Source organism: Methylophilales bacterium (assembly GCA_019823025.1).
Taxonomy (GTDB): Bacteria; Pseudomonadota; Gammaproteobacteria; order Burkholderiales; family Methylophilaceae; genus BACL14.
Window position 1 is genome coordinate 292,444 of the sequence record CP081940.1, and the last position, 24,307, is coordinate 316,750.

Genomic DNA, 24,307 nt, shown 5'->3' on the forward strand with positions numbered 1-24,307 from the left:
GTAAGCTCAAAGATATATTGGGAGGAGGCCAACATTACATGAATATATTGCATGATCCATGCCACTTGGAATGTCGGCCTCATATGAGCCTGTATAAATCTATTAATTACAAATTAGGCTATTTTATTTGAGAAAAGTATTCTGAAAATCTACCCTTACCTGCTGCAAATTTACCCTCAATTTTTTTACCTTCGGAAGTAGCCTCGCCCAGGTTTGAGCTTGGATCTCCAACTACAACCAACCCAACCATACCGAACATTTCGTGAGGTGTGCATTTGTAGCCATAGACTCCTTCAGTTTCAAACTTTACTGATATTGAAACCTCGCCTGCCTCTTTCGTTAATTTACCCTCCCACGGCGACGCACCCTTGGGGAGCATATTGTTGATAGAAGCAGAGTTATGCATTGCATCCCCTGTCCATGTGACGGTATCTCCTTTTTGGATTTTTATCACAGCGGGCTCAAAAACAAACATATCTGGTGCCTTACCGTTAAGCATTTTTACTTGATGATCTTTTGCCATAACCGTTCCTATAGAAAAAGTTAAAATTAAGGCAAGTAAATTTTTAAAAAACATTTTGTATTCTCCAATTTGTGTATATAAATATTCAAACCTCTTTCTATTTGTGATGACTACCAATAATTAAAAAGGTTCTTTTATTTATAAAAAAATGAACTATAGAGTATTATTAAACCCTATAGGGGTATATAGTATATAAAAATAAGGAGGAAAGTATGACTGATTTATGTGATGAGAATCATCCAAAATATGAAAAGTATATTCCAAGAATAAATAAAATTACAGGTCAACTAAATGGAATAAAGAGGATGATTGAAGATCAGCGATATTGCCCTGATATTATTTCTCAACTAAAAGCAGTAAGCTCAGCATGTCAATCATTAGAGATTATTATACTTGAAAAGCACCTTGAGAAGTGTGTGATGGATACATTTAAGTCAAATGACGCAAATGGGCAAGCAAAAAAAATAAAGGAACTTACCAAATTATATAAAAAATAATGGTGCAACGATATTATCAAATTATTATATTGGCAGCTACAAGCATGTTTCAAATGACATGCATAGCAGCACCAATGAGCTATAAAGGTTCGAATACGACCATGGTCGATATCAGTCAAGAGTACAGCAAAATAGATACTAGTTATGCAATAACAGCAAAAGATTCATTAGGTATTCGTTTATACCAAGCAAAAGGTGAGGGTTATAAATTAAATGGAGATGAATTTTATTACTTAAGACGTCTGCATCGAATTAATGCCATTGAATCACAAGCCAATTTATGGCTGTTTACTAGTGCTGGCATTGTCAATGTAAAAAAAAATAATCGCAATAACAATCAAGCTTATGTAAGTCCAACAGTTCAGGCAGACTATGAAACACGACGTATTTACATGATGGGCTCCTATCAACTCTTTCGGGTGGCAAATGATAATTTTGATACTAGCAAATTTAAAGCTGGGTTTTCATTCTATAAAACGAGCTACGAAGAAACGCAACCATGGTTTATATTAGAATTAAGTCATTTTAATACTATCAATAAAAAAATAGAGGTAATACCAACATTGAGATTAATAAATAAAGCTCTTTACTTTGAGGCTGGTGTCTCTACTGAAGGAGACCCAAAGCTTCATTTAATGTATACATTCTAGGAGAATAAAATGAAAAAAATACTCTACTTTCTTTTACTTTTTTTAAGTTTTACAAGTTACTCTGCCACACAGCGAATCGAATTGATGGGAATGGTTTGTGCTTTTTGTGCACAAGGGATAGAAAAAAATTTGCAGGATATAGAGGGTGTGAGCAATGTTTATATCAATTTAGATAACTATTTTGTTGTCATTGAATCAAAAAATACAGCCGGAATTTCAAATGAGAAAATAAGAAATATTATTATTGATGCGGGTTACGATGTAAATAAAATTGAAATAATCAGTGAGTCAGTTGAAGATATACGCAAAAAATATGAAAAAAAATAATGGATTAAATCAATTAGAAAAAATTAAAAATACAAGCTATATTTCTCTACTTAGTAGCGGAAGTACGATTGTCTGTTGTGCCCTTCCTGCCATGTTAGTTGCCATAGGTGCGGGTGCAACACTTAGTACTTTTATTCATTATTTCCCACAAATAGTTTTTTTATCTGTCTATAAAACACCAATTTTTATTAGTGCTTTTATAATGCTTATCATTGCTTCAATCGCATACCGCCAAGCTCAAAATTTACCTTGTCCCGCTGATCAAGATCTAGCAGAAAAATGCCAGCAATTGAGACATCGATCACGTCTAATTTTACTCGTCTCAAGCTTTATTTATTTAGTTGGATTCTTTTTTGCTTTTATTTTGCCATTAATTTCTGAATGAATATGGCGGAAGAGGTGAGATTCGAACTCACGGTGGGCGCGAACCCACGTCGGTTTTCAAGACCGGTGCATTAAACCGCTCTGCCACTCTTCCGGAAACGGAATTTTATCATATCGTTTATACATTGAACAAAATTTATTCGGCAAATATCTCATCATGAAAACCAAAGAGTTTCATATTTTCGATGCGTGATGGATACAAAATTCCGAATAGATGGTCACACTCATGTTGAACTACCCTCGCGTGAAACCCTTCTACATCTCTATCGATCTCATTTCCATATTGATCAAACCCTTTATAGTTAATTGTCTTATATCTAGGTACCACTCCTCTCATCCCGGGAACTGATAGACACCCTTCCCAATCATCCTCTTTTTCTTGATTTAAGGGTGTGATGACAGGGTTAATAAGTACAGTAAATGGCACCTCCTCTGCCTCTGGGTATCGCTCATTTTTATCAACACCAAATATAACTAATTGAATGCTCTCTCCTACTTGGGGTGCTGCAAGTCCAGCTCCTTGAGCATCTTTCATAGTTTCTATCATATCCTTAATCAATTCATGAATTTCAGGGGTATCAAATTTTTCAACTTTTTCAGCCTCTTTTAACAAGATCGGATTACCCATCCTTAATATTTCTCTAATTGCCATAAGCTTGAATCACCACTTTTAAGTATTTACTTACATTTAATGACATTATCTCAGATTGCTTATTAATTTCTTCATGCCTAATACCCTCCTTACTACTCACTCTGCCAGCTGCAAAATTTACCACAGGGCAGATTGCAGCATAGGGTAGATTAACCTCCCTTGCTAAAGATGCCTCTGGCATTCCTGTCATGCCAACTATTGTCGCCCCATCTCCCTCATATTTGTCTATTTCTGCTGCCGTCTCTAATCTTGGGCCTTGAACTGCCGCATAAACGCCCTCTTTAATAAAATTAATATTTTTTAACGAAGTGTTTTTACATAATAATTTTCTCAAATCTGAATTGTAAGGATGGGTAAAATCAATATGTGATACTGGATTTTTTATGCCATCGAAATATGTATGTTCGCGTCCATAGGTGTAATCAATCACCTGATGAGGTAACACAATAGAGCCGGGTTGAATTTCTGAAGGGATTGAGCCCACTGTCGCAATACTCAAGATAGCCTCTACACCTAAATTCTCTAGCGCATAAATATTCGCCCGATAATTAATTAAATGTGGAGGTATGGTATGTCCCTCTCCATGCCTAGCTAGGAAAGCAATGTCACGATCTTCTAATTTGCCAACCAATATTTTATCGGATGGTTTTCCATAGGGCGTATCAACCAATGATTCACGAGTTATATTGAGGCCATCAATTTTTCTTAAACCTGTCCCTCCAATCACACCGATCATTTCATAGTCCTTTTCCAATTAATGTTGATGCCAGTCTATGGCATACTTAATTTATGAGTCAATATCTTACCCTCAGAAAAGCCAAAGTTACAAAAAAACACTATGAAAATTTTCCAGTGGCTACTTTATTATTTCCAAAAGCACACCGCGATGCCGCAACAATTCTTTATTCATTTGCAAGAAATGCAGATGACATTGCAGATGAAGGTAATTTAACTAAAAATGAGAGAAAAAAGCTACTAAAAGAAATAGAGATCAATATAAACTCGATAAAGCATCAAAAAAAAATTCAGGCTCCATTTTTTAGAGATTTAGATAAAGTTATTAATCAGTATTCACTCGATATTAAATTATTTGAACGATTTATGTCAGCCTTCAAACAAGATGTCGAAAAAAAAACATATAGAAATTTTAATGATTTAATAAATTATTGTAATAAGGCAGCATGCCCTGCCGGAGAAATGATTTTGAGCCTATTTGATGCGCATAATAAGAAAAACGTAAGTTATTCTAATAGCCTTTGTCAGGCACTGGCTTTAATTGGGATGACTCAGGATATCTATGAGGACTTATTAAAAGGCAGGGTCTACATACCATCAACGGAAATGAACAAATTTACATTGAATGAATCTGATATCAAAATAAAAAGCTTTAATCATAATTGGAAAATGTTCAAAATTTCATGGTTAAAAAAGATAGAATTACTCCTTAATAAAGGGAGACCTTTGGGTGAGAATGTGACAGGACGATTAAAACTGCAAATCAAGATATTAATTGCGGGTGCTGAATTGTTAGTCTCGAGATTAAAAAAAGAAGATTGTGATTGGTTTGTGAATCCTCCTAAAATTTCAAATTTTGATTGGATAACCCTACTAGTCAAAACTATTATCAATAAAAAATGACGCCACAAGAATACTGCAAGCAAAAAACAAAAGAAAGCCATTCAAGCTTCCTGACTGCTTTTATTTTTCTTTCAAAAGAAAAACGTGAAGCACTCACTGCTTTATATGCTTTTTGCAGGGAGGTTGATGATATTGCTGATGAGTGTCTGGATCACGAAATTGCGAGTAAGAAATTAAATTGGTGGCGAGATGAGATAGATAGACTATTTAAAGATGCGCCTCAGCATCCCGTAAGTAAAGCGTTGTATCCCTTCATAGAACACTTTAATCTCTCAAAGAATTATTTTATTGAGATAATTGATGGTATGGAGATGGATGTGAAGTTTAATCGATATGAGAGCTTTGAACAGCTTCAACTTTATTGCTACAGGGTGGCCTCATGTGTCGGTATTCTCTCTGCTCATATATTCGGATACAAGAACAAAAATACTCTCACCTTTGCAAAAAATCTCGGCATTGCATTACAGTTAACAAATATTATCAGAGATATAGGAGAGGATGCTAGGCGAGGAAGGATTTATATACCACTCGATGAGTTAAAAAAATTAAGTGTGTCTGAGGATGAGATTATTTCACTTAAGAATAGCGATAAAATAAAAAAATTGGTTCAAAATCAAGTAGATAGGGCCATAAAATTTTATAGCTTAGCTATTAAAACTCTGCCTGCAGAAGATAAAAAATCTCAAAAAATAGGTCTTATCATGGGTAATATTTACTATGTGCTTCTAAACGAGATTTTAAAAGATAATCCTGAAAAAATACTCAATCAAAAAACTATCCTGCCTGGGTTTAGGAAATTGAGAATTTCAATTCTAACTATGCTGGGATTTAGTTGGATTAAGAATACTTAAATAACAGATAAATTTTTAAATGTCTTTTAACAACTTGATGGCTTGTGAAAGATTATCGACTGGAAATATCTCAATACCGTTAATTTTTTGTTTAGCTTGATTTGCCTTAGGGATAATTGCTTTGGTAAAACCTAATTTTGCAGCCTCTTTTAACCTCTCCTGGCCTCTTTGAACTGGCCTAACCTCTCCCGCCAAACCTATTTCACCAAAAATAACTGTTTTTTGATCTAGTGGTTGAGTTGTAAATGATGAAACAATGGCACATAAAATAGCTAGGTCTACTCCCGGCTCAGTAATTTTTACCCCGCCAACCGCATTCACGAATACATCTTGATCAAAGCAGGCAATACCCACATGCCTATTAAGTGAGGCAAGTAACATGGCTAACCTATTTTGATCTAAACCCACTGAAAGTCTTTTAGGTGAATGTCCATGGGCATTATCAACCAGAGCCTGAATTTCTATGAGCATAGGTCTTGAACCCTCTTGAATACAAGTAATACATGAGCCATTAACTTCCTCATGGTGATGAGATAAAAAAAGTGCTGATGGATTCGTGACCTCCTTTAAACCCTTTTCTGTCATCGCAAATACACCTAACTCATTGACAGCACCAAAACGGTTTTTAAATGCCCTAATCATTCTAAAACTTGAGCTTGGGTCACCTTCGAAATATAAGACCGTATCTACAATATGTTCAAGCACTCTGGGGCCAGCAAGTGTCCCCTCCTTCGTGACATGGCCAACAAGCAACATCGTTATATCAAATTGTTTGGCAATTCGAGTGAGTTGGGCAGAACATTCTCTGACTTGGGTGACTGACCCTGGTGCCGAAGTCATCTCTTCAGAATAAATTGTTTGAATGGAGTCAATTACGACCACGTTCGGCTTAGTTTTTTGGACAACGCTTACTATTTTCTCAAGGTTGATTTCAGATAGTATTGAAATATCAGAAACCTCTAGCTCAAGCCTTTTTGCTCTCATGGCAATTTGTTCCTTGGACTCCTCACCACTGACATAGATCACATTACAATTATCTTTTGGATCTTGGGTAATTTTAGACAATGCTTGAATTAAAATGGTGGACTTACCTATTCCTGGATCCCCGCCAATTAAAATAACCCCCCCTGGCACAAAACCTCCGCCTAGAACTCGATCAAATTCTGAGATATTTGTTTTTCTCTTTGGTATAGAGAGTGCTTTAACATCATCTAACTTTGTAAGCTCATTAGTCTTCGATAATGCAGCAAACCTTGAAGGCATCTTTGATTCAATGGTTGTCTCATCGAGAGAATTCCAAACAAAACAATGTGGACACTGTCCTTGCCATTTAGATGAAGTTCCGCCACATTCTCTGCACTGATATGCTGTTTTACTTTTGGCCATCTATATACTCCAATGGGACACGACTTGAGGCGGAGACATTACATAATAGTTCGTACCCGACCGTACCTGAATTCTTTGCGACTTCATCAACAGAAATATGATTCCCCCACATTTCAACTTTTGAGCCTATTGCTGCTTTTTCAATTTTTGACAAATCGACATATAGCATGTCCATTGAAACCCTTCCGACTGTCTTTGTTGTTTTGTTATGAACAAAAATAGGCGTTCCGGTCTTGGCGTGTCTTGGATAACCGTCGCCATATCCACAAGCAACTATCCCGATACGCATACCATCCTTAGCGATAAAATTATCTCCATAGCCAACAGCTTGTCCTTTTTTGATATCTTGAATAGCAATTATTTTACTCACCAGTGACATCACTGGCTTGACTTCAATTTTTTTTGCTGAAATATCATCGAAAGGTGATGCTCCATAAAGCATAATACCAGGCCTAACCCAGTCCAACCTTGCCTCAGGAAACTTATAGAGAGCTGCGGAATTGGCTACTGAGCTACTAAAATTATAATTATTAGTCACCCGATTAAAGCAATCTAACTGTTTTGTAATCCCCTCCTTTTCATCAGCAGTTGCAAAGTGTGTCATCAAAGTAATCTCAGATATATTTGGATTAGCATTTAAATTTTCAATTAAGTAGTCGACCTGATCAGGCGGAAAGCCAAGCCTATTCATTCCTGTATTAATTTTTAAGTGCACATTTATTGGATTTTTGAGCGTCACGTCCCTTAAGTAATCCATTTGCTGATCATTATGTACAACTATATTTAAATTAAGTTTTTCAGCCTGATGAATATCTTCAGCAACAAACAAACCTTCGAGAAGTAATATGGTATTTTTAAAACCAGCTTTCCTAATTTTTACCGCTTCTTCGATAGTTAAGATTGCAATTCCTTCAGCACTTTTGATCGCCTTCACTGACTCTATGAGGCCATGCCCATAGGCATTAGCTTTGAGAACTGCCATTACCTTACTATTTTTTGCAATTTTTTTAACTAACTTTAGATTTGAAGTAAGAGCGCTTAGATCGATATAAGCTTTAAGCGGACGCATAATTTATGTATTTGAGTCATATCCTGGGTTCGCATAATTTTCAAAGCGAGTATATTGCCCAAGAAAAGTCAATTTAACTGTCCCAGTTGGTCCATTTCTTTGTTTTGATAAAAGTATTTCAGCAACACCTTTTTCTGCTGTTTCTGGATTATAAACTTCGTCTCTATAAATAAACATTATCACATCAGCATCCTGTTCAATAGCGCCAGATTCTCTTAAATCGGACATCATTGGTCTTTTATCAGGTCTTGATTCAACACTTCTGTTGAGTTGAGATAAAGCAACAACTGGTACATTGAGTTCTTTTGCTAGAGCTTTGAGCGATCTTGAGATTTCAGAAACTTCGGTGGCTCTATTTTCAGTCGATTGCTCGTTTGCCGATGACATAAGCTGAATATAGTCAATAACAATAAGCCCTAATTTTCCTTGTTGCCGATGAAGCCTTCTAGCCCTTGCACGAACTTCATATGAATTTAAAGCAGATCCCTCATCGATAAAAATTGGGGCTTCATTTAACACGCCCAAAGCATTTGTTAATTTAGGCCAGTCTTCATCTTCTAATTGTCCAATTCTCATCTTATGTTGATCTAATTTACCTACAGAACCCAGTAAACGCATTGTTAGTTGTGCTGCACCCATTTCCATTGAGAAAATAGCTACAGGCAAACCCGCCTCCATCCCTACATGCTCTGCAATATTTAAAGCAAGGGAAGTTTTTCCCATTGATGGCCTGCCTGCAATAATAATCAAATCTCCAGGTTGGAGACCTGCTGTTTTTTGATCTAAATCTGAATATCCTGAAGGGACTCCAGTAACACCGTTGGGATCGTCTAACTGATACAGGTCATCAATTCTCTGAGCAGCCTTGGGAAGAAGTTCTTTTATATCAACAAAACCTAATTTTTCAGAAGTTCCTGCATCGGCTATTTGAAATATTTTTGATTCAGATTCATCAAGTAATTGTTGTGCATCTTTTCCTTGAGGTGAAAAAGCACTCTCTACAATATCTGAGCCAACCTCAACAAGATTTCTCATAATTGATCTTTCACGAACAATTTTTGCATAGCCTGTAATATTGGATGCTGTTGGTGTATTTTCAGCAACAAGCCCTAAATAGGCAACTCCACCAACTTTAGTCAATTCAGCATTCTGTTCTAATGATTCTGCAACTGTGACAATATCTGCAGGGTCATTGTTATCAATCAATTTACTTATATGGGTGAAAATTATTCTATGGTCATTTCTATAGAAATCAGATGCTGAAACTTGACCAGCAATTCTATCAATAGCTTTATTATCAATCAAAAGCCCTCCCAATATTGATTGTTCAGCCTCAATGGAATGAGGGGGTACTTTTAGAGCAGATATTTGATCTTTATCCATAATTTCATTATAACGAATAAAAAAAAGGCTGCCTCATTGACAGCCTAAAAAAATAAATTTATTTTGAAGAAACTACTCTTCGCCTTCAATAGTAACTTTAATTGAAGCTGTTGAGTCATGTTGAAGATCAACCGTTATGTCAAATTCACCAGTTGATTTAAGAGGTCCTTCAGGGAGTCTTATCTCAGACTTCACTACCTCATGCCCCTCTTTCGCAAGTGCTTCAGATATATCGATATTACTTACAGAACCAAAAAGCTTTCCATCAACACCCGCTTTCTGAGATATTTTAATACTTACTCCTTCAAGCTTTTTAGCGCGCTGTTGAGATAGTTTTTCGAGAGCTGCTTGTTGCTTTTCAAGCTCAGCTTTCTTAACCTTAAATTCTTCCATGTTTTGAGCGGTAGCCCTTTTGGCTTTTCCTTGTGGAATTAAGAAGTTTCTCCCAAATCCATCTTTTACATTTACAACATCCCCTAACTCACCAAGGTTTACAATTTTTTCAAGTAGTATGATTTCCATGTTCCCTCCTAATGCTTGTCAGTAAACGGAAGTAAAGCTAAAAATCGTGCACGCTTTACTGCAGTTGAAAGTTGTCTTTGGTATCTTGCTTTTGTACCAGTAATACGAGCAGGTATTAATTTTCCGTTTTCGGTAATAAAATCTTTGAGTATTGATACATCTTTATAATCTACCTCACTAATTCCTTCAGCAGAAAATCTACAATACCTCCTTCTTTTATACATATCTCTTGCCATAATATAAAACTCCTAAAATTTAAATTCAGTAACGTGAAAAATTAATTGCGTTGATTTAAATGATTTTTTATCCATAAAACCAATAAATAAACCTTTTTTCCCAATCTGAATTTCTTTCCTTAATTGTTTATTAATAAAAATTGCATCCACTTCAATGCTAACCTGCTTATCTAAATTCGCTTCTTCTTGGAGAGATTGATGTTCAATTTTAAATCTCTGCACAACTAACCCCGAAGGTGTATGACGAATTTTATCTTCAAAAATGATTTCTCCATCAATTTGAAGTTTATTCACTTATGAGGCATCTTCCTTTTTCTTAGCTGCTGGCGCTTTCTTAGCTGCTGGCGCTTTCTTAGCTGCTGGCGCTTTCTTAGCTGCTGGCGCTTTCTTAGCTACTGGCGCTTTCTTAGCTACTGGCGCTTTCTTAGCTACTTCCTTTTTAGCTACTGGCGCTTTCTTAGCTACTTCCTTTTTAGCTACTGGCGCTTTTTCTTCAGCTACTTCCTTTTTAGCTACTGGCTCTTTCTTAGCTACTTCCTTTTTAGCTACTGGCTCTTTCTTAGCTACTGGCGCTTTTTCTTCAGCTTCAGATTTAGTATTATTTTTGTTTTCTCCAAGAAGTGATTTAGATTTTTCTTCGCCCATCATTGGAGATTCAGAAGTAACAGCAGTTTTTTTAGAAACAACAAGATGTCTAATTACTGCATCATTAAATTTAAAATTATGTTCAAGTTCAGCTAAGGACTCTAAAGAACATTCAATATTCATAAGTACATAATGTGCTTTATGAATTTTTTGAATTGGATAAGCGAGCTGCCTTCTTCCCCAATCTTCTAATCGATGAATATTACCTTTGTTAGCGGTGACAGATTTTTGAATTCTTTCGATCATTGATGGTACTTGTTCACTTTGATCAGGATGAACAATAAAAACGATTTCGTAATGTCGCATATACTCTCCTTATGGTTATAAGCTTCCAACTTTTGTCGTGAAGCAAGGATTAAAGGTTGCTAATTATATTGTCAAAATTGTTTTAAATCAATGTATTTAGCCTATTTAATTTTATCTTGGATGTTGGCCCCATAAATTTTTTCTTTCAAAAACTTAATTTGATCACGTGCATTTGCAGCTTTTTCAAACTCAAGATTTCTTGCAGCTGACTGCATAACCTTCTCAAGCTTTCCGATTTCTTTTATTATTTGTGGTTCAGCTAAATCTTCGTACTTACGGTTTGACTTTGATATCGCTTTTTGTTTTTTAAACTCCTCTTCATCCTGAACACTTTCAATAATATCTTTAACTTTTTTCAAAATACCAACAGGTGTAATATTATTATCCTTATTGAATTTAATTTGTTTTTTTCTTCGTCTACTTGTCTCATCAATTGCTGCCTGCATACTCCTTGTAATACTATTGGCATAAAAAATTACCTTTCCATTTAAATTTCTTGCTGCCCTGCCGGCAGTCTGAATAAGTGATCTTTCAGACCTCAGAAATCCTTCCTTATCAGCATCCAATACAGCAACAAGAGATACCTCAGGTATATCAAGCCCTTCTCTCAATAAATTGATGCCAACAACCACATCAAATTTACCTAACCTTAAGTCTCTTATAATTTCTACCCTTTCGACGGTGTCTATTTCAGAGTGAAGGTATCTCACCTTAATTGAGTGCTCGGTTAAATAGTCTGTGAGGTCTTCTGCCATCCTTTTTGTTAGTGTTGTTATCAATACTCTTTCATTTGCCTCAACCCTAATTTTAATTTCGCTTAGTACATCATCCACTTGTGAATCTGCTGGTTTAATTTCTATCTTAGGATCTATTAAGCCAGTTGGCCTTACGACCTGCTCCACAATGATTGGTGAATGCTTTTCCTCATAATCTGCAGGTGTTGCAGAAACAAATATACATTGCGGCATAATCGATTCAAATTCATTAAACTTTAAGGGGCGATTATCATGAGCAGATGGCAATCTAAAACCATAATCAACAAGATTATTTTTTCTTGCACGATCTCCCTTTGACATACCCCCAATTTGAGGAACCGTGACGTGACTCTCATCAATAATCATTAATGCATTATTTGGGAGATAATTCAGTAAAGTTGGAGCTGGATCTCCAGCTTTTCTTCCAGATAAGTGCCGAGAATAATTTTCAATTCCTTTACAAAACCCAATTTCATTTAACATTTCTAGATCAAATTTTGTTCTTTGCTCTATTCTTTGTGCTTCAAGAAGCTTTCCTTCGGTTGTGTATTGTTTTACCCTCTCAACTAATTCTTTTTTAATCCTCTCGATAGCTTTTAATGTTGTTTCTCTTGGAGTTACATAGTGACTTGATGGGTAGATGGTAAATCTTTTTAACTTATCAAAAAGTTGTCCAGTCAATGGGTCAAAAGCTGTGATAGATTCAATAACATCATCGAATAAGGTGATTCTAATCGCAGTTTCTGAATTTTCTGCAGGAAATATATCTATAACATCTCCTCTAACCCTAAAACAACCCCTTGAAAAATCAAAATCATTTCGATCATATTGCATTGAAACTAGCCGTAAAATAATATTTCTCTGAAGAATTTTTTCGTCAACTTGAATATGAAGAACCATTCCATGATAATCAACTGGATCTCCGATTCCATAAATAGCAGACACTGTTGCAACTATAATTGAGTCATCCCTTTCCAATAGGGATTTGGTTGCTGACAATCTCATTTGCTCTATGTGATCATTAATACTTGAATCTTTTTCAATAAAGACATCTCTACCAGGAACGTAGGCTTCAGGCTGGTAATAATCGTAGTAGGAAACAAAATATTCGACTGCATTTTGCGGGAAAAAATCTCTAAATTCTGAATAAAGCTGTGCAGCTAAAGTTTTATTCGGAGCCATCACGATTGAGGGTTTTCCTGTTTGTGCAATAACGTTAGCTATCGTAAAAGTTTTACCTGAGCCTGTAACGCCTAATAATGTTTGAAATTTTTCATTTTTATTTATACCATCTACCAAACTGTTTATAGCTTTGGGTTGATCACCGGCCGGTTTAAAAGGCTGATTTAAAATAAATGGGCTTTTAGGGAATGTTAAATTCAAAATATCACTTTTTTTTAAAAAATTATTTATTAGTAGGAGAACTTTAATAAATACTACCAGTCTCTACAAGTAATATTTAATTAACAGGAAATTTAAATGTTTAAACTCTTCATAATAATACTCTCACTTAGCGCTTCTATTTCTACTCATGCATTTGATAGAGAAAACCTCATGAAAGCATGGTCATCAAGTGTTGTTATCCGAGGCTATACAGATGATGGGTTAGCTTACGGATCGGGCGTGGTTGTCGCTAAAGACAAAGTAGTAACAAATTGCCACGTGCTCAGAAAAACAAAATCTCCATGGGTTTCTTTCGGTGATACAAGCTTTCCTGTTACTGGTGTGCAAGCAGATAGATGGCATGACTTATGTCTGCTATCAGTCTTCAATCTCCCGGTTGAGCCAGTTCCTTTAGGAAATAGCAAAAATTTAAAAAAGGGTCAGGAGATAGTTGGTATTGGACATTCTGGTGGAGCCCCAGTAGCGTTGACAACTGGTGGGAATGTCATCGCAACATATGATTTTGAAGGAGAAAATATAATTCTTAGCTCTGCGAAATTTAGAATGGGTGCAAGTGGTAGTGGTCTGTTTGACCTGAAGGGGAATCTTATTGGAATTAATACGTTTAAAACTACTGGCTACGGAAATTATTACTCGCTTCCTGCAGACTGGATTAAACCACTTATGAGTATGGAAATGGAAACAGTTTTTCCGATTAATGGTAAAGCTCTTTGGGAAGAGGATGAAGATAAAAAACCATATTTTTTAAAAATTGCTATACCAAAAACAAAAAAAAATTGGGCTGAACTAGAGTTGGTAACTGAAGAATGGGTTGAAAAAGAACCAAATAATACTGAAGCCTGGTATGAGCTTGGATATGCTTACGAAAAATTGAATAAGGTTGCTGAGGCCTTGGTTGCATATGACAAAGCTTTAGAGATCGATCAAAATAATTCTGACGCGCTTCTAAGGGAAGCTGTAATCTATAAAAACAAAGGCGATGAAAATAAGGTTGCTCAAATACAGGCAACATTAAATGATGTTGATCCAAATAAAGCTTGGATACTTAAAAATAATAAATACTAAATTACAAACAAATATTTAATCTAAAAGATTTTTAAAGTAAAATTAAACTTCTTTATAAATAACTGGATTTTTTGTGAGTAAGTTAGTCCTTTCGAAATGTATGGGTCGTATTCAAGAATCGCCCACACTTGCCATCACTGCCAAAGCACTTAAATTAAAATCAGAAGGAAAGGACATTATTGGTTTAGCCGCTGGTGAGCCTGATTTTGATACGCCTGATTTTATTAAGAATGCAGCTATCGAAGCTATTCAAGCAGGTTTCACTAAATATACTGCGGCAACTGGTACTCCAAGCCTAAAAAAAGCGATTGTAACGAAGTTTGAAAGAGAAAATAATTTAACATACGATACAAGTGAGGTTATTGTTGGGACTGGAGGTAAGCAATGCATTTTTAATTTATGTCTTGCTACTCTTGATCAAGGAGATGAGGTTATCATCCCCGCGCCTTACTGGGTTTCTTACACTGATATTGCTGAACTCACAGGAGCAAAGTCAATTGTCGTGTCATGTGGAATCGAACAAGAGTTTAAGATGATTCCATCACAACTAGAAGACGCTATTTCTAAAAATACTAAACTCGTTTTGATTAATTCTCCATCAAACCCAACTGGGTCAGTCTATTCCAGAGATGAGTTAAAAGAGTTAGCAAAAGTTTTATTAAATCACCCAAATATATTGATAGGCACTGATGATATTTATGAAAAAATTAACCTAAATGGTGAACCTTTTTATAATATCGTTATGGTTGAACCAAGACTCAAAGATAGAACTATAATCCTGAGTGGTGTTTCTAAAGCCTATTCTATGACTGGGTGGAGAATTGGATACGCAGCAGGACCTTCATCTATTATTAAAGCAATGGGAATACTGCAATCGCAATCTACATCTAACCCAACGTCGATATCACAAGTTGCTGCAGAAGCTGCACTCAACAGTGATCAATCATGCATTACACCAATGGTTAAAGCTTTTAAAGAAAGGCATCGTTTTGTTGTAAATGCCTTTAACAATATTAAGGGCATAAAGTGTATAGATGCAAAGGGGGCTTTTTATTCCTTCCCTTATGCGCAGGAAGCAATAAATAAATTATTCAATGACGGCAAACTTAAAGAAAATAATGACATCGCTTTTTCTGAATATCTACTTGAGACAAAAGGCATTGCTGTTGTGCCAGGAACCGCATTTGGTGCTCCTAATTACTTCAGAATATCTTTTGCAACATCATTGGATAATTTAGAAAAAGCACTTAAGCGCATTAAAGAAGCAATAGAAGACTAGATTCAATTTAAAAGCTTTGTTAAAATGCACGCTGTTTAAAGTTATTCCTCAATAGCTCAGTTGGTAGAGCACATGACTGTTAATCATGTTGTCCCTGGTTCGAGCCCAGGTTGAGGAGCCAAAAAAATAAAAGGCTTCTATAAAGAGGCCTTTTATATATCAAAAGAGTATGATTAAAATAACTCTGGAGACTGCCAATCAATTTCTTAAAAAAAATATGTTTATTATCAGCAATATGCCTGATAGCTTATTTTTGTTTCCCAGTTACAGGTTACTTTACATTCCTCATTGTCTTTCTTATTTTTGGCATAGTAGACGTGCTGAGACATCAAAACGTAAACAAATTTTTATTAAAAAAATATTTTTTAAGTAAGGGTATCCTTACTTTTATTCTGTCTCCCATAAATTTATTCTCAGATTTAATAAGCAAGGCAAACAGTCATCACTTTAAACTTTCATCGATGCCAAAATCACATCAAGATGAAATTAATGAAATTATTAGGCTTTTTGATAAAAATAAAATACAAATCAAAAAACAATTTCATAAAGAGAAACATAGCAAAAGGACAATGATATTTTATCGTTGGTATGGGAATCAGCTAAATAAGTCTATACCTGACCTTAATAAAGACTTTAAATATATTAAAACAATAGGTGTATCCTTATTTAGAGAGAAAACTAGAACATCAAAACATTTTGGTCCGCTAAGATTAAGTTACCGAGTTTTATACAATTTTAACAAAGTAAAGAATCCCGGCTCATTCATTGAAGTTGATAATGTAAAAAACCGCTGGAAGGATAACCCATTGTTCATCTTTGATGATACCTTAATTCATCAAAGTATAAATGAGGAGGATGATTTGAGGTACTGTGCATTCATAGATATTTTGCGTCCGACCTATTCATATTTCACGCTTAATTTCTTAATGCATTGCGTAAACTTTTTTATGAAATATAGTAAGGGAATTTTTTATAAAAACTGGAAGGTATTATAAAAAAACAGCGTCTATAATTTTCTTTGTCTGTTAATTTCATATAAACAGATGCCTGAGGCAACACTTACATTTAAACTTTCAACTTGCCCCAACATTGGAATTGAAAAAATATCATCACATAACTCCTTTGTTAAGCGCCTCATTCCTTTTCCTTCAGACCCCATCACTATAGCAATAGAACCTTTAAAGTTAGTTTTTTGAAGGGGTTTGTTTGCATCATCATCAGTTCCATAAACAAAAACGTTTGAATTTTTTAGGTATCTGATTGTTCTAGCTAAATTTGTTACAACGACAAACGGGACAGACTCCGCTCCACCACATGCAACCTTCCTTACAGTCGCGTTTAATCCTACCGCATTATCTTTTGGGCAGATTAGTGCATCAACACCCATAGCATCAGCAACCCTAAAACAAGCACCAAGGTTATGTGGATCAACGACACCATCAAGGATTAAAAATAAAAGAGGCTTGTCATAATTTTCTTCAATAATATCTTCAACGGTTACATACTTATTTTGAGATTCTCTCACTAAAGCCACCACACCTTGATGCTTATTGCTAGAAACCATGCCATCAAGTCTATCTTTGGTTGATAAATGAAATTTAACTTCATTTATTTTAATTATCTTCATTAAATCATTTACTCTGCCATCGGACCGTGCCTCATCAATAAATACCTCCTTTACAACCAAAGGGTCTAACCTTATTTGTGAGGTAATTGAATGGAATCCATATATTTTTTTTTCAGTACTCATTTTTTCTTTCTTCGTTTAATTTTTTTCTTGCTTTTTTCAGCCCTGATAAATGATTTTTTAAATTTTTTGGAAGGTTTTTTTTGTGAGCTGATTAATCCTAAATCAATTTTTATTGAATCTAAATCAACCCTGATAACCTTTATCTCCAACCGATCACCAAGCCGATAGGTTAAGTTCGTCTTTTCACCTACCATTGCATGTCTTGCTTTATCGTAGGTAAAGTAATCATTCCCTAACTCAGTGACATGTAAAAGCCCTTCGATATATATATCATCAAGCTCCATAAATAAACCAAAGCCCGTTACGCCTGCAACCGTACCCCAAAAACTCTCCCCTACCTTATCTTGCATAAAGTAACACTTCAGCCAGGATTCAACATCCCTTGTGGCATCATCAGCTGTCCTTTCAGTAGTTGAACAATGCAATGCTATTGCTTCAATATTTTTAATCTTAGGGTTCTTACCATCAAGTTGTGACTTAATTGCCCGATGAACCAGTAAATCAGGATATCTCCTAATAGGCGAAGTAAAGTGAGTATATGCTGAATAGGCGAGACCAAAATGGCCTAGATTTTTACTGCTGTAAGCAGCTTGCTGCATTGACCTCAGTAAAACGGTTTGTAATAAATGTGCATCAGGTCGATTAGCAATTTTTTTTAATATTTCCCCATAATCCTTAACTGTAGGTTCCGATCCACCTCCCAATGTAAGACCAAAATCAAGTAAAAAATCTCTTAGGTTTGTTAATTTTTCTTCTGATGGGGTCTCATGATTTCGGTATATACCATCTCCAGGGTTATCTAATAGATAGTTTGCTGCACAAACATTTGCAGACAACATACATTCTTCTATGATTCGATGAGCCTCATTTCTATAAATGGGTTTTATAAAGTCTATTTTTCCCTTGTCATTGAAGACAATTGAAGTTTCAGTTGAATCAAAATCAATAGCGCCTCTTTTCTCCCTTTTTTTCGACAGAAGCTTAAATAGATTTTGTAAATTCACTAAATCCTTATATGATTTTTCATATTCTTTTTTTAATGTCTGGTCGTTCTTATTGAGGATTTTATCAACAATAGTATAGGTTAGTCTTGCCTTTGAGTTCATTACGGAAGGATAAAATTTATACTTTGTTATATCTCCATTCAAATCAAAAGTCATATCACAGACCATGCACAATCGATCAACGTGCGGGTTTAGCGAACAAAGACCGTTTGAAAGCGCCTCAGGCAGCATGGGTATAACACGCCTTGGAAAGTAAACCGAGTTACCTCTTTCAATTGCAGACTCATTTAACATTGAGGTCTCTTTAACATAAGTACTAACGTCAGCAATTGCAACAACCAACCGCCAACTATCTTTTTTTTGCTCTGCATAAACTGCGTCGTCAAAATCTCTTGCAGACTCACCATCAATAGTTACTAGAGGTAAATCTCTTATATCAATCCGGCCCTTGAAATCTTTTTCCTTTACCTCTTGATCAAAAGACTCAGCCTCATTGATAACCTCCTTTTTGAACTCATAGGGTAGATTATGTTTTCTTAAAGCAATTTCTATTTCAATGCCACTATCAGAGTAATTTCCGAGAATATTTATCACTTTACCCATAGGCTTACTTCTAAAGCTAGGTTGGGTTGTTATCTCTACCTCAACGACATCACCTGTTTTTGCATCAAGATCCAAATCATATGGAATTAATATATCTTGGCTTATTCTTTTATCTTCAGCTGAAACCACTGTCACGCCCTGACCCTGAATAACCCTTCCCACTAAAACCTTATTTACTCTCTCCAATACTTCAACAATCTTCCCCTCCAACCTACCCCTTCTATCCTGGCCTGTTACCTGAACCATGACACGATCTTTATTAAATACTTGAGACATTTCTCTTGGAGATAGAAAAACATCATCCATTTCTTCGTCGTCTGGTATCAAAAAACCATAACCATCAGGGTGACCCATCACTCGACCCGAGCTTAAATTTATTTTTTTTGATATGCAAAGAACATCTTTGCGATTAATTAAGATTTGTCCTTGTCGTTCCATTGCTCGTATTCTTTTTTCAAAAAAAATAATTTCATCATCTTGAATCTCTAAAATTTTTATCAAGTCTAACTTTTTCACAGGAACTCCATGCTCATCCATCACTTGTAGGATTAGTTCTCTGCTCGGTATTGGGTTTTCATAAAGCTCAGATTCTCGAGCTAATTGAGGATCAAGCCTTCTGTTTTGTTTTTTATTTTTCATTGAATGAATAGAGGTTAGGAAGGTTTCGCCCATTACCTTTAAAGTCTAAACCAAAACCATAAACATACTTATTAGGCACTGCTAAGCCTACAAAGTCTGCATGCGTTGATTTTTTTTTATTGATTTTTTTATCGAATAAAACGGCTGTCACTATTGATCTTGCTCCCATTAATTTTAACTCATCTTTTATATTTAGGAGTGTAATCCCCTCATCAAGAATATCATCCAAAACCAGTATAACCTTATCTTTGACAACACTTTTATTTGGCTTATAGATCCAAGAGCAATCTTTTGTTCCTATATTTTGGTGATATCGAGTCACGTGGATATACTCAATAATTGTATTAAATGAAAGCTGTGGAATAAGGTAACCTGCAAATGGAATCGCTCCTTTCATTACGGGTAAAACAGTTACGCAATCTTTTATACCTCTAAAATATTCGTTAATCGTACCTGCAATATTTGAAATACCAACTTTAATTTCATCAGATGTATATAAGACTTTGGAGTTATTTACTATACCCTCAATCTTCATAATAGATTTTTAATAAATCCCTTCAATTCATTTTTAGTCTGATCATCCTTGAGGGCAAATGAAATATTGGCTTTTATAAAACCTAATTTAGATCCACAATCATATCTTGTTCCAGTAAATTCATAGCTATAAATAGGGTTTGTTTTTAATAATAACTTGATAGCATCCGTAAGTTGAATTTCGTTACCTACCCCCACTGATATTTTTTCAAGATAAGAAAATATCTTATTACAGAATATGTACCTTCCTACAACACCAAAACTAGAGGGTGCATTTTCTGGTAAAGGTTTTTCAATAATATTTGTAGTTTTAATAAGTGCATTTTTATCATCCTTAAACTCTATAATTCCATAATTCACTGACTCTGATTTTTTAATTTTTTGTACCGAAACAATTGATGAATTTTCATCCTCATAGCGATCTAGCATTTGCTGAAGAACGCCTTTTTTTGCTTCAATAAGATCGTCTGCCAGTACAACTGCAAAGGGCTCTTTACCAACTGCTTCTTTTGCCTGAAGAATTGCATGTCCAAGCCCAAGTGGCTCTTCTTGTATAATATATTTACATGAAACATGATCAGGGATAATTTTATGCATTTCTGATAAATATTTTTTTTTATCTGTTGTTAGATTTGAAACAGTTAGGTCAGGATTAAATTCAAAATGATCTGTGATGGATTTTTTAGTTTCTCCCGTAATAAAAATTAATTCGGTGAATCCAGCATCAATTGCTTCTTCAACAGCATATTGAATTAAAGGCTTATCATTAATTGGTAACATTTCTTTTGGAATAGCTTTGGTCGCAGGTAAGAATCTTGAGCCTAAGCCAGCGACTGGGAATACCACTTTTTTTATGTTCATATTTAAAAAACTTATATTAGTTACAGGTGCAATTATGCTTGAAAAATGTAAATTTAATCTAATTTATTCCAGTTTGTTTTCTTAACAACATCCTCCTGCCTTTCAGCAACCCATATTTCTCCCTCATCAGAAATTTCTTTCTTCCAAAATGGTGCATCTGTTTTTAGAAAATCAATAATAAATTCACAAGCCTTGAAGGCATTTGATCTGTGCTTACTTGAAACAATTACACCTACAATTATATCCTTAGGTAAAAGCTTGCCTACTCTATGAACAATGGTTACTTCCTGAATATCCCAATGACTTTTGGCACTTTGCACAATATCTTCAAGAGCTTTTTCAGTCATACCTGGGTAATGCTCAAGTTCCATTGACTTTAATTGCCTCTCTTTTGAGAACTCGCGAACATAACCACTGAAACTTACTACAGCCCCCACATTTTCTTTTTTTGAGAACTCTGAAATAATTTTTGAGATAGAAAAGCTATTTTCTTGGATAATGATGTTCATTTACCCGCCCGTTATCGGTGGAAAAATTGCAAGCTCATCTCCCTCATGAATGGGATCTTTCCATAAAGAAAGCTCTTGATTGATAGCTAACTTATACATGTTTTTATTCTCAAACAAGTTAACCCACTCTCCTCCACTTTGTTTACTCATGACCAACAAAAACTCCTCTGCTGTTCTTACTTCTTTTGTTAATGTAATTTCTTTTTGGCTAAACTCAAACAGCTCTCTAAGGGATGCAAAAAATAAAAGTTTAAGATTCATTTTCTTTGCCAATCATAGGCTTTTCTTCGAAATCTAATACATTATTTGAGTCTTGTTCAAGCTCAACTTTCTCAATTTGGGTAAACCTTTGTGTTATTTTTTGACTTGTTATATGTACATCCTGAGCATTTTCATGTGCTTGACGAATGTTATCAGCCAGCTTTTTCATTCTGGTATCAAACCGATCAAACTCTTTACCTAGCTTACCAAGTTCAGATTTTATAATATGCACTTGTTTTCTTGTTTCAACATCCTTTAGAACTGCCCTTGCAGTATTGAGAACGGCCATTAATGTTGTGGGTGAAACTAGCCAAACTTTTTTTGCCATTGCTTCTTGAATAAGTTCAGGGTGATAAGCATGTATTTCTGCAAAGACAGCTTCAGCTGGAAGAAACATAACAGCACCATCAGAAGTTTCATCTGTAATAATATATTTTGACGCGATATCATTGATATGTTTTTTGACATCTAATTTAAATTGTTTTTGGGCTTTAGCTTTATCTATATCTGTTAACTTTACATCAAACATTTTTTGATAATTTTCCATCGGAAATTTTGAATCAACGGCTACTGTTCCTGTAGGGTCTGGCAGAAATAATACGCAATCTGCCCTGACTCCTTTTGAGAAGGTATGCTGAAAACTGTATGAATCTGGTGGTAATATGTTTTTTATTAAACCTTCTAATTGGAGTTCTCCGAATGCCCCTCTAGATCTTTTATCTCCTAATAGCTCTTGCAGACTGACCATGTTGGTTGTTAAGCCATCAATCTTTTTCTGTGCTTCGTCAATCGTAGCTAATCGCTCCATGACACTTATAAAGGTTTGGTTTGTTTTCTTAAATCCCTCATCGAGCCTTTCCTGCACTTTTCCTGTGATGGCCTCAAGTCTTTTATCAACTGATTTAGTCAACGTTTCAACAGAGGCAATTAACTGCAGTGCTGTATTTTTAAGAGAGTTTTGAAGAGTTTCTTGTTGAGCCTTTCCTTGCTCAGAAAGTGTTTTATGTATTTTTTCAGTAATTTCTTCACGAATCTTTGATAAAGCTTCTTGTTGCGATAGCTGGAGGTCGTTTAATGACTTTCTTGTCGACTTTAATTCTTCTGTAACTGTTTTGTTTAGACGATCAGATGATTTATTCAGGCTATCATTGATATCAAGAATCATCGCTCGATGCTTTTCCTCGAGAAGCTTATCTAGATGATTGCCTCCACCAGAACCTCCATAGACTTTCCATAAGATAATGATGCTGACTAATAATATTAATCCTAAGATTATCTCAAGGAGCATTATTTTTTTGAAGCTTCAATAGCTTGCTCAACATCCTGAATAATATCATCGATATGTTCAATGCCCACAGAAATTCTGATCATATCTTCACTAACGCCTGCCAGAGCTAACTCTTCTGGATTAAGTTGTCTATGAGTTGTAGAAGCAGGATGACAGGCGAGTGACTTAGCATCTCCAATATTCACTAACCTCAAAATCATTTGAAGTGCATCGATAAATTTAGTTCCTGCCTCAATACCGCCTTTTATTCCAAAACTAATAATGCCTGATGCTTGGCCGTTCGTAATTTTTTTACAAAGAGCGTTGTATTTATCATTAGGGAGTGCCGCGTAATTTACCCATTCCACTGATTCATGACCTTCTAAATATTTGGCTAGTGCAAGAGCATTCTCGCAATGCTGCTTTATCCTTAAACCCAATGTCTCAAGTCCCTGCATTATTAAAAAGGCACTATGAGGAGAGAGTGCTGCCCCAGTATTCCTTAAAGGAACAACTCTACATCGACCAATGAAGGCCGCCGGCCCTAACGCTTCCGTGTAAACAACGCCATGATAAGAGGGATCTGGCTCATTAAGCATAGGATATTTTTTAGGCTCCTTTGCCCAATCAAATTTTCCAGAATCAACAATGACTCCGCCAATTGTTGTTCCATGACCACCCATGTATTTTGTTAGCGAATGAATCACAATATCAGCTCCAAAATCGATAGGTCGACACAAATACGGAGTTGGGACGGTATTGTCGACTATCAAAGGAATACCATGCTTATGAGCGATGTCTGCAAGCTCTTTTAAGTCAATAATATTTCCCAAAGGGTTACCAATTGACTCACAATATAATGCCTTCGTTTTTTCATCGATTGCCGCATCGATTGCCTTAAAATCAGCACCATCAACCATCTTTACATTTATTCCCTGCTGAGGAAAACTATGTGCGAATAAGTTATATGTCCCCCCATAAAGCTGATTGGTACTCACAATATTATCGCCCGTTCTCGTAATGCACTGAATAGCATAAGTAATTGCAGCCATACCAGAGGCAAGAGATAAGGCAGCAATTCCGCCTTCCATTTCAGCGACTCTTTGTTCCAGCACACCGTTAGTGGGGTTCATTATTCGGGTATAAATATTTCCCTCAACCTTAAGGTCAAATAAGTCTGCCCCATGTTTTGTATCATCAAATGTAAATGAGGTTGTTTGGTAAATTGGTGTTGTTGCTGACTTCGTAGTTTTTTCAGATTCATAACCATGATGAAGTGCTATCGATTCAAGTTTCATATCTTAAAA

The 24,307-nt window shown here is 35.5% G+C and carries 27 protein-coding genes, 2 tRNA genes and 1 pseudogene; 10 read left to right on the forward strand and 20 right to left on the reverse strand.

Annotated features, from left to right (window positions below):
• Nucleotides 1-118: 118 nt before the first annotated feature.
• Nucleotides 119-577 carry a pseudoazurin gene (locus tag K6112_01535; GenBank protein QZP18060.1) on the reverse strand — a complete coding sequence of 153 codons (459 nt, stop codon included), beginning with the start codon at nt 575-577 and terminating at the stop codon, nt 119-121.
• A gap of 158 nt (nt 578-735) precedes the next feature.
• Here K6112_01535 and K6112_01540 point away from each other — a divergent pair, with 158 nt between their 5' ends.
• From K6112_01540 to K6112_01555, 4 genes are read left to right on the forward strand one after another with little or no spacing between them, the layout of a single operon-like run.
• Nucleotides 736-1,020 carry a metal-sensitive transcriptional regulator gene (locus tag K6112_01540; GenBank protein QZP18061.1) on the forward strand — a complete coding sequence of 95 codons (285 nt, stop codon included), beginning with the start codon at nt 736-738 and terminating at the stop codon, nt 1,018-1,020.
• Entirely contained in the window at nt 1,020-1,670 is a 651-nt protein-coding gene (locus tag K6112_01545) for a hypothetical protein (GenBank protein ID QZP18062.1), read from the forward strand. The genes K6112_01540 and K6112_01545 overlap by 1 nt, the downstream gene beginning before the upstream one ends.
• A 9-nt stretch (nt 1,671-1,679) precedes the next feature.
• Nucleotides 1,680-1,997, forward strand: a complete 318-nt coding sequence (locus K6112_01550) for a cation transporter (GenBank protein QZP18063.1) — start codon at nt 1,680-1,682, stop codon at nt 1,995-1,997.
• On the forward strand, nt 1,984-2,382 hold the full coding sequence (locus K6112_01555; protein ID QZP18064.1) for a hypothetical protein: 399 nt from the start codon (nt 1,984-1,986) through the stop codon (nt 2,380-2,382). The genes K6112_01550 and K6112_01555 overlap by 14 nt, the downstream gene beginning before the upstream one ends.
• Nucleotides 2,383-2,385: 3 nt before the next feature.
• Here K6112_01555 and K6112_01560 read toward each other — a convergent pair.
• The 3 genes from K6112_01560 to K6112_01570 all read right to left on the reverse strand — a co-directional run bounded on the left by K6112_01560 (nt 2,386) and on the right by K6112_01570 (nt 3,769).
• Nucleotides 2,386-2,475: transfer RNA gene (locus tag K6112_01560), tRNA-Ser, on the reverse strand.
• A 42-nt stretch (nt 2,476-2,517) separates the two neighbouring features.
• Complete coding sequence (def, locus tag K6112_01565) at nt 2,518-3,033, reverse strand: peptide deformylase (protein QZP18065.1); 516 nt, start codon at nt 3,031-3,033, stop codon at nt 2,518-2,520.
• Nucleotides 3,023-3,769: an S-methyl-5'-thioinosine phosphorylase gene (locus tag K6112_01570; protein QZP18450.1), complete on the reverse strand. Its 747-nt coding sequence runs from the start codon at nt 3,767-3,769 to the stop codon at nt 3,023-3,025. Before K6112_01570 ends, def begins: the two co-directional genes overlap by 11 nt.
• A gap of 53 nt (nt 3,770-3,822) precedes the next feature.
• Here K6112_01570 and K6112_01575 point away from each other — a divergent pair, with 53 nt between their 5' ends.
• Complete coding sequence (locus K6112_01575; protein ID QZP18066.1) at nt 3,823-4,671, forward strand: squalene/phytoene synthase family protein; 849 nt, start codon at nt 3,823-3,825, stop codon at nt 4,669-4,671.
• On the forward strand, nt 4,668-5,522 hold the full coding sequence (hpnD, locus tag K6112_01580) for a presqualene diphosphate synthase HpnD (protein QZP18067.1): 855 nt from the start codon (nt 4,668-4,670) through the stop codon (nt 5,520-5,522). The genes K6112_01575 and hpnD overlap by 4 nt, the downstream gene beginning before the upstream one ends.
• Before the next feature lie 15 nt (nt 5,523-5,537).
• Here hpnD and radA read toward each other — a convergent pair whose 3' ends face one another.
• From radA to uvrB, 8 genes and pseudogenes are all read right to left on the reverse strand, one after another.
• A complete protein-coding gene (gene radA, locus K6112_01585) occupies nt 5,538-6,908 on the reverse strand; it encodes a DNA repair protein RadA (GenBank protein ID QZP18068.1) in 1,371 nt (456 codons plus the stop codon).
• Nucleotides 6,895-7,977, reverse strand: coding sequence for an alanine racemase (gene alr / locus K6112_01590; GenBank protein ID QZP18069.1), 1,083 nt, complete (start codon nt 7,975-7,977; stop codon nt 6,895-6,897). The genes radA and alr overlap by 14 nt, the downstream gene beginning before the upstream one ends.
• 3 nt (nt 7,978-7,980) lie before the next feature.
• Nucleotides 7,981-9,360 carry a replicative DNA helicase gene (gene dnaB, locus K6112_01595; GenBank protein ID QZP18070.1) on the reverse strand — a complete coding sequence of 460 codons (1,380 nt, stop codon included), beginning with the start codon at nt 9,358-9,360 and terminating at the stop codon, nt 7,981-7,983.
• Between the two features lie 72 nt (nt 9,361-9,432).
• Nucleotides 9,433-9,882, reverse strand: coding sequence for a 50S ribosomal protein L9 (rplI, locus tag K6112_01600; protein QZP18071.1), 450 nt, complete (start codon nt 9,880-9,882; stop codon nt 9,433-9,435).
• An 8-nt stretch (nt 9,883-9,890) separates the two neighbouring features.
• Nucleotides 9,891-10,118, reverse strand: a complete 228-nt coding sequence (gene rpsR / locus K6112_01605) for a 30S ribosomal protein S18 (GenBank protein ID QZP18072.1) — start codon at nt 10,116-10,118, stop codon at nt 9,891-9,893.
• A gap of 12 nt (nt 10,119-10,130) precedes the next feature.
• Complete coding sequence (locus K6112_01610; GenBank protein ID QZP18073.1) at nt 10,131-10,412, reverse strand: hypothetical protein; 282 nt, start codon at nt 10,410-10,412, stop codon at nt 10,131-10,133.
• 321 nt (nt 10,413-10,733) lie between these two features.
• Nucleotides 10,734-11,069 (reverse strand): annotated as a pseudogene (gene rpsF, locus K6112_01615) (30S ribosomal protein S6).
• Nucleotides 11,070-11,170: 101 nt separating this feature from the next.
• Nucleotides 11,171-13,207, reverse strand: coding sequence for an excinuclease ABC subunit UvrB (gene uvrB, locus K6112_01620; GenBank protein QZP18074.1), 2,037 nt, complete (start codon nt 13,205-13,207; stop codon nt 11,171-11,173).
• 96 nt (nt 13,208-13,303) lie between these two features.
• On the opposite strand from uvrB, the gene K6112_01625 reads away from it, so the two are divergent.
• From K6112_01625 to K6112_01640, 4 genes are all read left to right on the forward strand, one after another.
• Nucleotides 13,304-14,293: a trypsin-like peptidase domain-containing protein gene (locus tag K6112_01625; protein QZP18075.1), complete on the forward strand. Its 990-nt coding sequence runs from the start codon at nt 13,304-13,306 to the stop codon at nt 14,291-14,293.
• Between the two features lie 100 nt (nt 14,294-14,393).
• Nucleotides 14,394-15,572, forward strand: coding sequence for a pyridoxal phosphate-dependent aminotransferase (locus K6112_01630; protein ID QZP18451.1), 1,179 nt, complete (start codon nt 14,394-14,396; stop codon nt 15,570-15,572).
• Between the two features lie 45 nt (nt 15,573-15,617).
• A tRNA-Asn gene (locus K6112_01635) sits at nt 15,618-15,693 on the forward strand.
• A 340-nt stretch (nt 15,694-16,033) separates the two neighbouring features.
• Nucleotides 16,034-16,567, forward strand: a complete 534-nt coding sequence (locus K6112_01640) for an aspartyl/asparaginyl beta-hydroxylase domain-containing protein (GenBank protein QZP18076.1) — start codon at nt 16,034-16,036, stop codon at nt 16,565-16,567.
• Between the two features lie 11 nt (nt 16,568-16,578).
• Here the strand turns inward: K6112_01640 and rlmB are convergent, their stop codons facing one another.
• The 8 genes from rlmB to K6112_01680 are packed head-to-tail and all read right to left on the reverse strand — an operon-like array spanning nt 16,579 to nt 24,298.
• Nucleotides 16,579-17,322, reverse strand: coding sequence for a 23S rRNA (guanosine(2251)-2'-O)-methyltransferase RlmB (gene rlmB, locus K6112_01645; protein QZP18077.1), 744 nt, complete (start codon nt 17,320-17,322; stop codon nt 16,579-16,581).
• Nucleotides 17,319-19,568, reverse strand: a complete 2,250-nt coding sequence (gene rnr, locus K6112_01650; protein ID QZP18078.1) for a ribonuclease R — start codon at nt 19,566-19,568, stop codon at nt 17,319-17,321. Before rnr ends, rlmB begins: the two co-directional genes overlap by 4 nt.
• Nucleotides 19,558-20,103: a hypoxanthine-guanine phosphoribosyltransferase gene (locus K6112_01655; GenBank protein ID QZP18079.1), complete on the reverse strand. Its 546-nt coding sequence runs from the start codon at nt 20,101-20,103 to the stop codon at nt 19,558-19,560. The genes rnr and K6112_01655 overlap by 11 nt, the downstream gene beginning before the upstream one ends.
• Nucleotides 20,100-20,963 (reverse strand): UTP--glucose-1-phosphate uridylyltransferase GalU, encoded by an 864-nt coding sequence (gene galU / locus K6112_01660; GenBank protein QZP18080.1) that lies wholly within the window; start codon nt 20,961-20,963, stop codon nt 20,100-20,102. Before galU ends, K6112_01655 begins: the two co-directional genes overlap by 4 nt.
• Before the next feature lie 53 nt (nt 20,964-21,016).
• Nucleotides 21,017-21,472, reverse strand: a complete 456-nt coding sequence (locus K6112_01665; GenBank protein QZP18081.1) for a molybdenum cofactor biosynthesis protein MoaE — start codon at nt 21,470-21,472, stop codon at nt 21,017-21,019.
• Nucleotides 21,473-21,733 carry a MoaD/ThiS family protein gene (locus tag K6112_01670; protein QZP18082.1) on the reverse strand — a complete coding sequence of 87 codons (261 nt, stop codon included), beginning with the start codon at nt 21,731-21,733 and terminating at the stop codon, nt 21,473-21,475.
• The gene (gene rmuC / locus K6112_01675; GenBank protein ID QZP18083.1) at nt 21,723-23,021 is read right to left on the reverse strand and encodes a DNA recombination protein RmuC; all 1,299 of its coding nucleotides are present in this window, start codon (nt 23,019-23,021) and stop codon (nt 21,723-21,725) included. Before rmuC ends, K6112_01670 begins: the two co-directional genes overlap by 11 nt.
• Complete coding sequence (locus tag K6112_01680; GenBank protein QZP18084.1) at nt 23,021-24,298, reverse strand: aminotransferase class I/II-fold pyridoxal phosphate-dependent enzyme; 1,278 nt, start codon at nt 24,296-24,298, stop codon at nt 23,021-23,023. The genes rmuC and K6112_01680 overlap by 1 nt, the downstream gene beginning before the upstream one ends.
• Nucleotides 24,299-24,307 lie beyond the last annotated feature (9 nt).

Excerpts from the sequence above, each read along its gene's own strand:
- K6112_01535 (QZP18060.1), bottom strand. The coding sequence starts at position 577 with ATGTTTTTTAAAAATTTACTTGCCTTAATTTTAACTTTTTCTATAGGA.
- K6112_01540 (QZP18061.1), top strand. The coding sequence starts at position 736 with ATGACTGATTTATGTGATGAGAATCATCCAAAATATGAAAAGTATATT.
- K6112_01545 (QZP18062.1), top strand. The coding sequence starts at position 1,020 with ATGGTGCAACGATATTATCAAATTATTATATTGGCAGCTACAAGCATG.
- K6112_01550 (QZP18063.1), top strand. The coding sequence starts at position 1,680 with ATGAAAAAAATACTCTACTTTCTTTTACTTTTTTTAAGTTTTACAAGT.
- K6112_01555 (QZP18064.1), top strand. The coding sequence starts at position 1,984 with ATGAAAAAAAATAATGGATTAAATCAATTAGAAAAAATTAAAAATACA.
- def (QZP18065.1), bottom strand. The coding sequence starts at position 3,033 with ATGGCAATTAGAGAAATATTAAGGATGGGTAATCCGATCTTGTTAAAA.
- K6112_01570 (QZP18450.1), bottom strand. The coding sequence starts at position 3,769 with ATGATCGGTGTGATTGGAGGGACAGGTTTAAGAAAAATTGATGGCCTC.
- K6112_01575 (QZP18066.1), top strand. The coding sequence starts at position 3,823 with ATGAGTCAATATCTTACCCTCAGAAAAGCCAAAGTTACAAAAAAACAC.
- hpnD (QZP18067.1), top strand. The coding sequence starts at position 4,668 with ATGACGCCACAAGAATACTGCAAGCAAAAAACAAAAGAAAGCCATTCA.
- radA (QZP18068.1), bottom strand. The coding sequence starts at position 6,908 with ATGGCCAAAAGTAAAACAGCATATCAGTGCAGAGAATGTGGCGGAACT.
- alr (QZP18069.1), bottom strand. The coding sequence starts at position 7,977 with ATGCGTCCGCTTAAAGCTTATATCGATCTAAGCGCTCTTACTTCAAAT.
- dnaB (QZP18070.1), bottom strand. The coding sequence starts at position 9,360 with ATGGATAAAGATCAAATATCTGCTCTAAAAGTACCCCCTCATTCCATT.
- rplI (QZP18071.1), bottom strand. The coding sequence starts at position 9,882 with ATGGAAATCATACTACTTGAAAAAATTGTAAACCTTGGTGAGTTAGGG.
- rpsR (QZP18072.1), bottom strand. The coding sequence starts at position 10,118 with ATGGCAAGAGATATGTATAAAAGAAGGAGGTATTGTAGATTTTCTGCT.
- K6112_01625 (QZP18075.1), top strand. The coding sequence starts at position 13,304 with ATGTTTAAACTCTTCATAATAATACTCTCACTTAGCGCTTCTATTTCT.
- K6112_01630 (QZP18451.1), top strand. The coding sequence starts at position 14,394 with ATGGGTCGTATTCAAGAATCGCCCACACTTGCCATCACTGCCAAAGCA.
- K6112_01640 (QZP18076.1), top strand. The coding sequence starts at position 16,034 with ATGCCAAAATCACATCAAGATGAAATTAATGAAATTATTAGGCTTTTT.
- rlmB (QZP18077.1), bottom strand. The coding sequence starts at position 17,322 with ATGAGTACTGAAAAAAAAATATATGGATTCCATTCAATTACCTCACAA.
- rnr (QZP18078.1), bottom strand. The coding sequence starts at position 19,568 with ATGAAAAATAAAAAACAAAACAGAAGGCTTGATCCTCAATTAGCTCGA.
- K6112_01655 (QZP18079.1), bottom strand. The coding sequence starts at position 20,103 with ATGAAGATTGAGGGTATAGTAAATAACTCCAAAGTCTTATATACATCT.
- galU (QZP18080.1), bottom strand. The coding sequence starts at position 20,963 with ATGAACATAAAAAAAGTGGTATTCCCAGTCGCTGGCTTAGGCTCAAGA.
- K6112_01665 (QZP18081.1), bottom strand. The coding sequence starts at position 21,472 with ATGAACATCATTATCCAAGAAAATAGCTTTTCTATCTCAAAAATTATT.
- K6112_01670 (QZP18082.1), bottom strand. The coding sequence starts at position 21,733 with ATGAATCTTAAACTTTTATTTTTTGCATCCCTTAGAGAGCTGTTTGAG.
- rmuC (QZP18083.1), bottom strand. The coding sequence starts at position 23,021 with ATGCTCCTTGAGATAATCTTAGGATTAATATTATTAGTCAGCATCATT.
- K6112_01680 (QZP18084.1), bottom strand. The coding sequence starts at position 24,298 with ATGAAACTTGAATCGATAGCACTTCATCATGGTTATGAATCTGAAAAA.